This is a genomic window from Pseudoxanthomonas japonensis, assembly GCF_043632995.1.
GTDB lineage: Bacteria > Pseudomonadota > Gammaproteobacteria > Xanthomonadales > Xanthomonadaceae > Pseudoxanthomonas_A > Pseudoxanthomonas_A japonensis.
Genome location: NZ_CP171632.1, coordinates 1495971 through 1508943, shown reverse-complemented (window position 1 = coordinate 1508943; position 12973 = coordinate 1495971). Strand labels below are relative to the sequence as shown.

Genomic DNA, 12973 nt, shown 5'->3' with positions numbered 1-12973 from the left:
TGTCCATGACCCGCCCCCTCATTTCCGTGCGCCGTTCGGCGCGACCGGGTCGTTTTCGATTTCCACCCGCAACGTGGCGCGGGCCGATGCACCAAGGCGTCCGGCGAGGGCGTCGAACACCGCCTTCGCACGCCGCATTCCCAGTGCGCTGTTGTAGGCATGCGAGCCGCGCCGGTCGGCATGGCCGACGATGACGACGTTGCCTCCACCCTGCCGTTCGAGTGCCGCGGCCATCGCATCCAGCAGCGGAGCGAACTCCGCCCGGATCGTCGCCTTGTCGGTGTCGAACAGCAGCGTGCCGAGCAACGCATCGCCCCCGCGCACACCGGCCACCAGTGATGCCGGTTCCCCGGTGCGGGCGCGGACACTGACGGTCAGCGCCTTGGTGGCCGGACCGTCGAGCTGTGCCAGCAGGGCATCCTTGAGCGCGTTGGCGCGATCGAATGCGAGGCCTTCGTTGTCGCCATCGGCCTGGATCACCACCTCCCCGCCCTGGTGCTCGCGCACCTTGGCGGCCATGGCGCTGACCAGCGGCTGGTACCGCGGCGGCAGCGCAGCGCTGCCGGGTGCGAACTGCACCTCGCCCAGTTCGAGCTCCAGCTGTTCGCTGCCACCTTCGATCACCTGCTCGGGCAGCACCACGCCCCAGTCGAAGCGCACCGGCACGCCCGGCGTGACACGACGCAGCAGCGGGTTGTCGGTGGTCATGCGGGTACCGGCCGGCAGCGTGGACGGATCCACCTTCAGCACGACGTTGCGTCCCCGTTCCCACGCGCCACCGGACAGGCCGGCCAGGTGGTAGCGGCCGAACTGGTCGGTTTCGATCAGCAAGCCTTCCACCGTGGCGATGCGCACGCCCGGCACACCGCGTTCTTCGATACCGGCGTTGCCGATGACGTAGTCGACGATGTAACCGCCTTCGCCCTGCGCGATCCTGCGCTCCACGGTCGGCATCGCCGCCGTGAGGCCCTTGGCGGCTTCGCCCGTGGTCACCAGCGAGGTCACGCCGTTGCGGTCCATCCGCACCGTCACGCCCTGGTCGTTCGTCAGCACGAAGTCGTCGGTGAACGACAGCTCGCGCAGCGTCTGGCGGATCACCACCTGACGGCCCTGCACCGGGTCGGCTTCGGACTGGCGTCCTTCCACCGTACCCACCGCGATGCCGTGCAGCAGTGGCGCGCTGGCATCGGCCTGCGGCTGCGGGCCCGTACCGTGGTCCAGCGTCGTTGAACCGGCGACATAGACCTCCGGTGCGAAGCCACCCTGCACGCGGATACCGCTCAGCGCCGCGCCATCCTGCCAACCATCGCCGTCGCGGTCGTTGAAGACCGTGCCGAACACCAGGCTGTCGTCGACCATCGCATCGGCCACCAGCATCACTTCGGCGGTCGCCACGTTGGACAGGGGCTCACCGGACGACGATACCGCCTGCGCCTGGTTGACCTGCGTCCCGGCACGCGCGCCGGCACCCACCCGCATCATGTACACCAGTCGTGCCGTGCCGCCGACCGGGATGTCCAGGCCTTCGAAACGCACGGGATGCTGGCCGGACACGGTGGCGGCGTTGTCGCCATCGCTGACCGTCAACGAACCTTCCACGTAGCTGAGACCGGCCGCCGGCGTATCGATGATGCTGCCGTTCGACAGCGCACCGTCACCCAGGTTTTCGACCGTCACGGTGTAGCGCACCAGATCGCCGGTCTGCACGTCGCGCACGCCTGCGGTCTTGGTCACGCGCAGCAGCGCTTCGCCACTGACCACCACGACGGCATCGGCCGTATCGCAGTTGGTCGGGTTCAACACTTCGCACAGGGTGTACGGATAGCGATACGTCCCGGGCGGCGTGCCCGCGGCGATCGTCACCGTGCCGTCCGGATTCATCACCAGTCCCGCGTGCGGCGAACCGCCCGGCACCAGCGTGACCTGGCCGATCTGCGCGGGACCGCCACCCAGGGTGTCGTTGCCCAGCACGCTCGGCGAGGTACCACCACCGCCACTGCGGATCGGCACGAAGGCATCGTCCTCGGCGTTGATCGTCGTGGCCACCACGGTCAGCGAGACCACCGCGTCATCGCAGTTGTCCGGATTCAGCGTCTCGCAGATGCGGTAGCCGATCGTGTACGTCCCGGCCGGCGTTCCTGCCGGCACGCTCACCACACCCGAGGCCGGATCCATCACCGGCACCGGACCGCCGTTGATGGAGGTGGCCGGCGTCGTCACCGTTCCGGTGACGCGCGACGGGTCCACCGCCACGCCGTTGATCACGTCGTTGTCGTAGGCGTTGCCGGCCGACGGGTTGCCGCGGGCGCCGTCGACGGGCGCCAGGACATCGTCCACCGCATCCAGCACCGGCAGGATGGAGGTATCCACCGTGCTGGGCGGGCTGCTGACGTCCGGCGGCGCCGTGCCACCGGGAACGGTCGGCGGTCGACCCGTCGCCGTCGCACTGTTGCGGACGTTGCCGGCGACGACATCGCCAGGCGTCACGGTGTAGGTCGCATTCGCCACCACCCGTTCACCGGGCTGCAGCTGCCCGGCGGTCCCCGGCCAGGCATAGGTCAGCGGCCCCAGGCCGGCCAGCGTGTCGATCACCGACACGTTGGTCAGGATGACGTTGCCGGTGTTCTCCACGTCGAACTGGTAGGCGATCACGCTGCCGGCGCGATACGGACCGGTCGAGGTCACCGACTTCACCAGCGCGATGGCCGGCAGCTGTTCGGTCGCCGTGTCCACCGTGCTCGGCGGACTCGTCACCGGCGGCGGCGTCGGGCCGCCCGGCGGTGTCGGCGGCTGGCCGGTCACCGTCGCCGTGTTGCGCACGTTGCCGACCGCCACTTCTGCGGCCGTCACGGTATGCACGCCCGTGCACGTGGTGTTCGCACCCGGCTGCAGCGTCGTCGACGCACACACGGCTGGTGCATCCAGCTGCGTGTCGTTCACCACGATGCCGCTGAGGATCACGTTGCCGGTGTTGGTCACCAGGAACTGATAGGCGATCACGCTACCCGTGTTGTACGGACCGGTCGAAGTCACCGACTTCACCAGCGTGATGGCCGGCAGCTGCTCGGTCGCCGTATCCACCGTGCTCGGCGGACTGGTGATCGTCGACGGCGTCGGGCCACCCGGCGGCGTCGGCGGCTGGCCGGTCACCGTCGCACTGTTGTGCACGTTGCCCACCGCCACTTCGGCCGCGGTCACGGTGTGTACACCCGTGCAGGTCGTGTTCGCGCCCGGTGCCAAGGTTGTTGCGGCACAGGTCGCTGCCGTATCCAGCAGCGCGTCGTTCACCACCACGCCCGTCAGGTTCACGTTACCGGTGTTGGTCACCACGAACTGGTAGCCGATCACGCTGCCCACGTCATACGGACCGGTGGAGGTGACCGACTTGACGAGGCCGAGCGCGGGATTCTGCGCCGTCGCCGTGTCCACGCTGCTCGGCGGACTGGTGATGGGCGTGGGCGGCGTACCACCCGCGGGGGTCGGCGGCTGACCGGTCACCGTCGCGCTGTTGTGCACATGGCCCGCAGCCACCTCAGCCGCGGTCACCGTATGCACGCCGGTGCAGGTCGTGCTGGCACCCGGTGCCAGCGTCGTCGCCGGACACGTGGCCGGTCCATCCAGCAGCGCGTCGTTCACGACGACGCCGCTCAGCGTCACGTCACCGGTATTGGTCACCACGAACTGGTAGGCGATCACGCTGCCCAGGCCGTACGGACCACTGGAGGTCACCGACTTCACGACGGTCATCGCAGGCGCCTGTGCGGTCGCGGTATCCACGACACTCGGCGGACTGGTGACCGTCGACGGCGTCGGACCGCCCGGCGGCGTCGGCGGCTGGCCGGTCACGGTCGCACTGTTGTGCACGTTGCCCACCGCCACTTCGGCGGCGGTCACCGTGTGCACGCCGGTGCAGGTCGTGCTGGCACCCGGTGCCAGCGTCGTCACCGGACACGTGGCCGGCGCATCCAGCTGCGCGTCGTTCACCACGACACCCGTGAGGGTCACGTTGCCGGTGTTGGTCGCAACGAACTGGTAGGCGATCGCGCTGCCCACGCCATACGGACCGGTCGAGGTCACCGACTTCACTAGCGTCATCGACGCAAGCTGCGCGTCGATCGTCGTGGTGACCGGCGGACTGGTGCAGCCCGCCGTACAGGCAGGATCGCCACCGCCGGTCACGCGGGCCGTGTTGTTCGCGTTGCCCGCCGTCACCGGCGTGACATTGATCGTGATCGTCGCCTGTTCGCCGGTCTGCAGGTCCGCCATGGCCACGGTGCAGCTCACGTCCTGCCCAACGATCGTGCAGTTCGGCGTGGCACTGTTGACCGCCACGCTGGCCGGCACCGTATCGGTCACGACAGCGTCAGCCGTCGCATCCGCAGTGCCGCTGTTGGTCACGGTGATGGTGTAGTCGAACGGGACCCCGGTGACGGCCGTTGCCGGTCCGCTCTTGGCGATGTCCAGGGCGGGTGCATTGATCGTCGTGCTTACGGTCTGGCTGTCGCAGCCGGTGACGCAATCCGGATCGCCGCCACCGGTCACGCTGGCCGTGTTGCTCACGCTGTTGCCCGCGGCCGCCGTCGGCGTCACGCGGATCACGTAGCTCACCGTATTGCCCGGCGCCGCATTCGAAAGCCCGGACGCGATCGTGCACTCCACGGTCTGGCTGCCCGACGGATTCGTCACGCAGCCGGCCGGCAGCGTACCGATGGTCAGTCCCGCCGGCACCACGTCGGTGACCGTCGCGACTACCGACGTCGCCGCCGTGCCGCTGTTCGTCACGGTGAAGGTGTAGTCGTACGGCACGCCGACCACGGCGGTCGCCGGGCCGCTCTTGACGATGTCCAGGCTGGAGGCGACCACCGGTGTATCCACCGGCGTGCTGACGCAACTGCCTGCGCTCGCACAGGCGGGATCGCCGCCGCCGGTCACGCTGGCCGTGTTCGATACCGTCGTGTTGTTGATGGCGCCCTGCGGCGTGACCGGAATCACGAAGCTCACCGCATTGCCGGGCGCCACGTTCGACAGACCCGCGGCGATGGTGCATTCCACGGTCTGGCTGCCCGACGGATTGGTCGCGCAGTTCGCGGGCAAGGTGCCGATCGTCAAGCCGGCCGGCACCACGTCCGTCACCGTCGCCGGCGCCGACGTCGCAGCTGCACCGGTATTGGTCACCGTGATCGTGTAGTCGAACGGCACACCGACGGCGATCGTCGCCGGCGCCACGACCGATGCGGTCTTGGCGATCTCCAGCCTCGGCTGGCTGACGAACGCCACGTGGAACGCGCAGTCCTGCGTCACGGGCGTCACGCTGTAGGTGTAAACGCCACCGGTGGGGCCGCTCAGCGTGGCCTGGCAGGTGTTGGCGCCGCCGGGCGTGGTGATGACCGGAATGTGGCCAGGCGTGGTCGGCGTGAAGGTATAGCTGGTGCCCTGCCCGTCTTCCACGACCTGGGGCGACGACGTGTTCAGCGTGCCGCCCGTGACGCTCGGCGTCACGATCCAGACCGTCGCGAACTCGGCCGTGACCTCCAGATCCTGCGTGCCCATCCGCACGTAGCATTCGTTGCCCGTGATCGTGGTGCAGCCGCCGCTCCAGCCCTTGAAGATGGAACCGTTGTCCGCCACCGCGGTCAGGTAGGCCTCCTGGCCTTCACCCAGATTCTCCGAACTGCAGGCCGACCTTGCGCCGCCGGACGGACACGCATAGACGGCGGGAATGGCGTTCAGGCGCCCGGAGCCCGCACCGATCGTGTTGGCGGTGAGCAGGTGCTGCGCCGCGCTGACCGGCGTGCTGACGCCGTCGGTGTTGTTGGCCGAGACGCTGTCGGACATGCCGGCGGGCGGCGTGACGCTGACCACCGTCACGACCGGCGTACCCGCCGCCGTGGCCGTGATGCCGCTGACGGTATAGACCAGCGACTGGCCGACCGGCAGGTTGGCCGTCGCGGTGGAGATGGGGCCGGAACCGCTGCCGGTCGCGCCGCAGGTCGCCGTGCTCCCCGGGGCCGGCGCGCAACTCCAGCTCGCCGTGCCGCTCGTGCCGTTCAAGGTCTGGGCGATGGTCGCGCCAGTGGCATCGACCGGCCCGTTGTTGGTCACCGTGACCGTATAGACCACCGCGCCGCCCACCAGATAGGACGGCACGCTGCCATTGCTGACGCTGACGCCCAGGTCGATCAGGGTCGTCGCCGCGGGCGAAATGGTTGTCTTGACGAGCGGGCCGATGAAGGGACTCACCGTGTTCGCGCGAACGTCGTAGTCGCCGTTGTTGATGACGTTGTTCGGACCGGTCGTGGCCGCGCCGGCGGGCACGGTGAACGTCACCGGGAAGCTGCCGCCCGCGCCCGCCACCAGGTCGCCCACGGGACAGTCGATGTAATCGGCACGCGGCGCAGTGCCGGCATGCGGACCCGTGCACGACGCCGGCCAGGAGTTCGGCACGAAGGCGAGGTGCAGGCCGTTCTCGGTGATCGGCGCAGCCAGGCGCACCGTCGCGCCCAGGGCGTACACGCCGGAGTTGTTGACGTATTTGTAGGTGTAGGTGACCTGCTCGCCGGGCTTGGTGGTGGACGGCCCGATCGCCGCCACGCTCAGGCCGGGCATCTTCGAACCGAACACGTCCATGTAGACCTGCGCGGTGTGCGCCGCTCCACCGTCCGCGCAGTTCGCCACGTAGACCTTCAGCAGCACCTGGTCGCCCACGTCCAGGCGACCGTTGCCCGGCGCGATGTCGAAGCCCTGCCAGTTGGTGAACTGGTAGTTGCCGAATGACTGCCAGGGAATGCCCGCCTGGTTGGAGTAGTTGAAGGTGTGGAAAAGCTGCGTGCTGCCCTTGCTCAGGTTGATGACTTCGACGAAGAAGAAGGGCTGGCGACCCGCCGGGTGGTTGGGATTGTTCAGCACAGGCGCCATCGCGAAACGGATGTGCACCTTGCCGTCGACCGGATCGACATCGCTGAGCGCCATGGTCGCGGTCTGCTCGATCGCGTACGCGAGGTAGCCGCCGTTGCCGCCGAGTCGCGCCGACGCCGTACCCGAGAAGGGATAGCGCGCACCATTGCCGTTCGTGAAATCGGCGGTTCCCGGCGTGGTCAGTATCCGGAGATTGCCGCCGAAGGCAGTGTTGACGGTATTGGTGCTGGCCACCGTTCCGGTGGGCGAGCCGAGCGTCAGTTGGCTGCTGTTGGTCGGCGGGACCGGGGACATGGTGGACGTGGAGCGCGTGTAGCTCTCCAGCTTCCACTCCGAGAAATTCTGCGCTTCGAATCCACCGTTCTTGATCTGCGCATGCACCGTCGGAGCGAACAACGCCAGCAGCGCCATCAAAGCGAACGCAGCGAAGACGCCGCTCCTGCCTTTCCGTCGATCGGTCTTCCCGATCCGTCGTCCCCGTAGTACCGCGGCAATCTGCATGATCCGTCCCGTCCTGAAGGCAAAAAGGTTAGAAAGCGACGCGTGCGAAACCCACGCGGCTTGTGCATGGAGTGGTGGGCATGGCGTCACGCCCGGATGGCGGCTCGGACGGCGCAGTGCATTGCGCGGCCCGTCCACGGCGCTGAGGCCGCTCAATGCGCGTGCCCGCTTGCGCGGCGCGCATCGTCCACCGTGTTCACCGTGATGCCGTTCGGCAGCACCATGTCGCCGGCGCGCTGGCCGGGCTTGCAGCGGCCGAGCCAGCGTCCTTCGAACGGGACCTGCCCCGAATCGCTCGACGGCGAGCCCGACTGCTGGATGCGGTAGGTGCCGCTGTAGCGCGTTTGCATGTCGCCACGCAGCGTCAGTTGCATATCGGCGCGTTGGCCATGCGACCGGCAGACAGTGCCGACATCGTGGCCGCCGCGTGCGGCGTTCTTGCTCACGGTGATCCGCTCGCATCCTTCCCGTGCGGGAAGCAGGAACAGGGGGACGACGCGCTCTGCGTTCGCATCGGTGCAATGCAGGACGGTCATCGCCGGTTGCATGCGCCCGCCCATGCCGGGGGCCGCATGGGCCTGGACCGTCACTTCCCACAGGCCAGACTTGCGCACCGGCAGGTCTTTGTAGGGATCGGCATCGACGCCGGACGCCCAAGCCAGCGCAGGCAGCAGCGCCAACAACAGCATCGGAACGAGCCGCCATCGTCCATCGACGGCATGAAGGGTATTCGCCGCGCGCAAAAAGCCGGCCATGGCGCGCGAAAGCGCGCCTGTTGTCGAATCCATCGATGTCCCCAGGGTTCCCGAAAACCCGTTCGTTGCCATCGCCCGCAGACCGCCGGACGAATCCCCATGACCTACGTCCGCCGGCGCATTCCCCCGAAGGAATCCACTACTTGCCGGCGCGGACGTCTGCCTCGCTGGAGCGACGCGGCGCAGTCCGCCGCACGTCTCCTGCCTTCTCGTGTTCCATTATCGGCGATGAGACCGAAAACTGAAATATGAATTTCGCGGAATCGATCAGGCGCATGACGCGATGCAAGTCCGGTGCCACTAAGGAGAAGCTTCTCCCGCAGGCGTGGGAGACATCGCATGCGGCGCGCCGGAAAGGCGTCCACCAAAGGCTGGAGGCGCAGCGATGCCTCCCGCATCGCCATCATCGGATCCCGTGGCAGTCACGCAATGCGCCGGCGGTGTGCGCGGGCTTTCTGCCGCCCATGTCGGAAAACCGGCGCGCGCGGCCACGCCACGGACAGATGCCGCGACGCGTCGCCGTCGCAGGTAGAACGGACGCGTGCGGACGCGATCAGACGCAATGCGTCACCAAGTGCCGCAAAAGAAAAAGCGGGCCGAAGCCCGCTTTTCCGTAACACGTCGCGATGTCGTGCGGCTTACTCGGCCGACACGCCCTCGCCTTCTTCCACGGCCTTGATCGACAGGCGGATGCGGCCCTGCTTGTCGACTTCAAGCACCTTGACCTTGACCACGTCTCCTTCCTTCAGCGCGTCGCTGACCTTCTCGACGCGGTCGTTGGAGATCTGCGACACGTGCACCAGGCCGTCCTTGCCCGGCAGGATGGTGACGAACGCACCGAAGTCCATGATCTTGGCGACCTTGCCTTCGTAGATGCGGCCCGGCTCGACGTCGGACGTGATCTGCTCGATGCGGGCCTTGGCGGCCTGGCCGGCGGCGCCGTTGACCGAGGCGATGGTGATGGTGCCGTCGTCCTGGATGTCGATCTGCGTGCCGGTTTCCTTGGTGATCGCCTGGATCACCGAGCCGCCCTTGCCGATCACTTCGCGGATCTTGTCGGGGTGGATCTTGATGGTGATCAGGCGCGGCGCGAACTCGCTCAGCTCCTGGCGCGGTGCGGTCATCGCATGGGCCATCTCGCCCAGGATGTGCAGTCGGCCGGCCTTCGCCTGCGTCAGCGCCTGCTTCATGATCTCTTCGGTGATGCCTTCGATCTTGATGTCCATCTGCAGCGCGGACACGCCGTTGGCGGTACCGGCCACCTTGAAGTCCATGTCGCCCAGGTGGTCTTCGTCACCCAGGATGTCGCTCAGTACGACGAAGTCGTTGCCTTCCTTCACCAGGCCCATCGCGATGCCGGCCACCGGCGCCTTGATCGGCACGCCGGCGTCCATCAGCGCCAGCGAGCTGCCGCAGACCGAGGCCATCGAGGACGAACCGTTCGACTCGGTGATTTCGGAGACCACGCGGATGGTGTACGGGAATTCTTCCATCGTCGGCATCACGGCGAGCACGCCGCGCTTGGCGAGGCGGCCGTGGCCGATTTCGCGACGCTTCGGGCCCATCATGCGGCCGGCTTCGCCCACCGAGAACGGGGGGAAGTTGTAATGGAACAGGAAGTGGTCCTTCCACTCGCCGCCAACGGCGTCGATCACCTGGCCGTCGCGCGCGGTGCCGAGGGTGACGGCGACGATCGCCTGCGTCTCACCACGGGTGAACAGCGAGGAGCCGTGCACGCGCGGCAGCACGCTGACCTTAGAGGAAATTGGGCGGACGGTGTCCAGCGCACGGCCGTCGATACGGACCTTGGTGGCCAGCACGGAGCCGCGCATGGTCTGGTATTCCAGCTCGCCGAATTCCTTCGACAGCGCGCCGGTGGCCCAGCCTTCCGATTCCGCACGGCCGGCCAGCTGCGCCAGCACGTCCTTCTTGATCGCCGAGATGGCGTCGCGGCGCTGCAGCTTGTCGCGCACCTGGAAGGCGCCGTCGAGCTGCGTGCCCACGGCTTCCTTCAGCGCGGAGACCAGCGCTTCGTTCTTGGCGGGGGCGGACCAGTCCCAGTTCTTGGTACCGGCTTCGACGACCAGCTCGTTGATGATGTGGATGACCTTCTGCATTTCGCGATGGCCGAACATCACCGCACCCAGCATCACGTCTTCCGACAGCTCGGCGGCTTCGGATTCGACCATCAGCACGGCATTCGAGGTACCGGCGACGACGAGCTCCAGCTTGGAGTCCTTCAGTTCACTGACGGTCGGATTCAACACGTACTCGCCGTTGATGTAGCCGACCTTGGCGGCACCGATCGGGCCGTTGAACGGCGCACCGGTCAGGGCGACGGCGGCCGAGGCGCCGATCAGCGCCGGGATGTCGCCGTCGATTTCCGGGTTCAGCGACATCACCGTGGCGATGACCTGCACTTCATTGCGGAATTCTTCCGGGAACAGCGGACGCAGCGGGCGATCGATCAGGCGGGAGATCAGCGTCTCCTTTTCGGTCGCGCGACCTTCGCGCTTGAAGAAGCCACCGGGGATACGGCCGCCGGCGTAGAACTTCTCCTGGTAGTCGACCGTCAGCGGGAAGAAGTCCTGGCCTTCGCGGGCCGACTTCGCCGCCACGGCGGTGACCAGCAGTACGGTGTCGTCGAACTTGACGACGACGGCGCCGCCGGCCTGACGGGCGATTTCGCCGGTTTCCAGGGTGACCTGGTGCTTGCCGTACTGGAAGGTTTTGGTGATTTTTGCCACGGGGGTTTCCTTGGGATGCCTTGTGCGGGTTGGACCTCACGCGACCCTTGTCGCGTGTGGCTGGCCGGATGCGTCCGGCCGGTGATGCTGTGTGGGGCGGGCCCTGTGCGGCCAGCGGATGCAGCGCATTCCGTTCCCTGAAATGCAAACCGCGGCGCATCTCTGCGCCGCGGTCGGGGGTATATCAGCGACGCAGACCGAGCTTTTCGATCAGGGTCTTGTAGCGCTCGTTGTCTTTCTTCTTGAGGTAATCAAGCAGGCTGCGGCGGCGGTTGACCAGCTGCAGCAGACCACGACGGCTGTGGTGATCCTTCTTGTGGGTCTTGAAGTGGCCGCTCAGGTGCTCGATGCGGGCGGTCAGCAGGGCGACCTGCACTTCCGGGGAGCCGGTGTCGTTGGCGCCACGGGCGTTGTCGGCAATCACTTTCTGGGTATCGACGGACATGGTTTCTCTCTGTTGGATGCGTGGCCTGCAGGAACGCGGGCTGTCCTCCGCGCGCACCGCCTGGCTCGCCGTTGATGAAGCTGGGGAATGTAAATCACCGGTGAAAACCGGCGGCGTAGTGTAGCCCCGGGGGCCTTGTGAAACAAGGTTTTATTGATCCTGCCCGGCCCTGGTGGCAGTGCTGGCGACCGCCCATGCGAACAGTCGCTGCGGTGACAGCGTGCCGTCGGCATCGACCGTGCCCAGCCCCAGGACGCGGTCTTCCGGCCCATGGATCGCCACCGGACCGTCGCTGGGCGGGTAGTCACGCAACCGCTGGCCCTGCGCCAGCCGGCGCCCGCCGGCGGCATCAACGTCGACCCGCGGGAAGCCCGTCAGGCCGGCCTCGACGGGCAGCAGGCAGGCGTCGAGGGCCGCCTCGCCGCCTTGTTCAGCGATCGCCTGCAGCGCTTCCAGGGTGTACATGCGGGGCTGCCTGAACGGGTCGACCCAGAGCCGCCGCAGTGCCCCCACGTGGGCGCCGCATCCCAGCGCTTCGCCGAGATCGCGGACCAGGCTGCGCACATAGGTGCCGGACCCGCATTCCACCCGCAACGACAGGCGGTCGGAGGCGATGTCCAGGATCTCGATGCCGTGGACCTCGACCTCGCGCTCGGGCGCCTCGATGACGTCGCCGCGGCGAGCCTTGGTGTAGAGCGGTTCCCCACCCTGCTTCAGGGCCGAGTAGATCGGCGCCCGCTGGCGGATGCGGCCTGTCAGCGGCGCCAGCGCAGCCTCGACGGTGGCGACGTCCAGCGACGGCACAGTCCGCTCACGCAGCGGCGCGCCGTCGGCGTCGTCGGTATCGGTGGTGGTGCCCAGCACGGCAACCGTGTCGTAAGCCTTGCGCGAGCCCAGCAGCAGGCCGGCGATCTTGGTGGCCTCGCCGAAGCACAGCGGCAGCAGGCCGGTGGCGAGAGGATCGAGGCTGCCGGTGTGCCCGCCCTTCTCTGCGCGGAACAGGCGCCGAGCGACCTGCAGGGCGCCGTTGGAGCTCATGCCCTGCGGCTTGTCCAGCAGCAGCAGGCCGTGCAGCGGGCGGAATTGGATGCGTCCTGCCATACACAGTCCAGGTCAGTTGGCGTGGCGGGGATCGCCCCATCGTAGCGTCGAGCTTGCTCGACTGCGTGCGAAGCAGGCATCCGGGCACCGGAGCGGAGAGCAGCGGAGCAAGCTCCGCTCTACGGCATGCCGTATCAGGTTTCGTCGTCGGACCCGGGGACCGGCGGGTTGTCGCGCAGCAGGGTTTCGATGCGCTCGCCACGGTCGACGGAGTCGTCGTAATGGAAATGCAGTTCGGGAACGTGGCGCATCTTCACGCGACGGGCCAGTTCCATGCGCAGGCCCCAGGCCAGTTCCTTCAGGCCCTTCACCGCCTCTGCGGAACGTTCCTGCATCAGCGCGGTGACGAACACCTTCGCATGCGCCATGTCGCGGGTGACTTCCACGTCGGACACGCTGACCGACGGCAGGCCGTGCTCGCGCACGGCCTCGTGCACCAGCGTGCCCAGCTCGCGACGGAGCTGGGCGGAAACGCGGTCGGTGCGATGGAACGACTTCGTAGGCATGTC

The 12973-nt window shown here is 67.6% G+C and carries 6 protein-coding genes; all 6 read right to left on the bottom strand.

From position 1 onward, the window contains the following. Window positions 1–18: 18 nt before the first annotated feature. The 6 genes from ACGHX3_RS06800 to rbfA all read right to left on the bottom strand — a co-directional run bounded on the left by ACGHX3_RS06800 (window position 19) and on the right by rbfA (window position 12970). A complete protein-coding gene (locus ACGHX3_RS06800; protein ID WP_394696843.1) occupies window positions 19–7416 on the bottom strand; it encodes an OmpA family protein in 7398 nt (2465 codons plus the stop codon). Between the two features lie 152 nt (window positions 7417–7568). After that, entirely contained in the window at window positions 7569–8243 is a 675-nt protein-coding gene (locus ACGHX3_RS06795; protein ID WP_394696842.1) for a DUF3617 domain-containing protein, read from the bottom strand. 566 nt (window positions 8244–8809) lie between these two features. Next, entirely contained in the window at window positions 8810–10918 is a 2109-nt protein-coding gene (pnp, locus tag ACGHX3_RS06790) for a polyribonucleotide nucleotidyltransferase (protein ID WP_162336598.1), read from the bottom strand. A gap of 184 nt (window positions 10919–11102) precedes the next feature. After that, on the bottom strand, window positions 11103–11363 hold the full coding sequence (gene rpsO / locus ACGHX3_RS06785) for a 30S ribosomal protein S15 (RefSeq protein ID WP_162336597.1): 261 nt from the start codon (window positions 11361–11363) through the stop codon (window positions 11103–11105). Between the two features lie 150 nt (window positions 11364–11513). Then, window positions 11514–12464 (bottom strand): tRNA pseudouridine(55) synthase TruB, encoded by a 951-nt coding sequence (gene truB, locus ACGHX3_RS06780; RefSeq protein WP_394696841.1) that lies wholly within the window; start codon window positions 12462–12464, stop codon window positions 11514–11516. A 134-nt stretch (window positions 12465–12598) separates the two neighbouring features. Beyond that, window positions 12599–12970, bottom strand: a complete 372-nt coding sequence (gene rbfA / locus ACGHX3_RS06775) for a 30S ribosome-binding factor RbfA (RefSeq protein ID WP_162336595.1) — start codon at window positions 12968–12970, stop codon at window positions 12599–12601. Between the last annotated feature and the right edge of the window lie 3 nt (window positions 12971–12973).

What these genes read in the sequence shown, in the direction of transcription:
- ACGHX3_RS06800 (WP_394696843.1), bottom strand. Translation starts at nt 7,416, where the DNA reads ATGCAGATTGCCGCGGTACTACGGGGACGACGGATCGGGAAGACCGAT.
- ACGHX3_RS06795 (WP_394696842.1), bottom strand. Translation starts at nt 8,243, where the DNA reads ATGGCAACGAACGGGTTTTCGGGAACCCTGGGGACATCGATGGATTCG.
- rpsO (WP_162336597.1), bottom strand. Translation starts at nt 11,363, where the DNA reads ATGTCCGTCGATACCCAGAAAGTGATTGCCGACAACGCCCGTGGCGCC.
- truB (WP_394696841.1), bottom strand. Translation starts at nt 12,464, where the DNA reads ATGGCAGGACGCATCCAATTCCGCCCGCTGCACGGCCTGCTGCTGCTG.
- rbfA (WP_162336595.1), bottom strand. Translation starts at nt 12,970, where the DNA reads ATGCCTACGAAGTCGTTCCATCGCACCGACCGCGTTTCCGCCCAGCTC.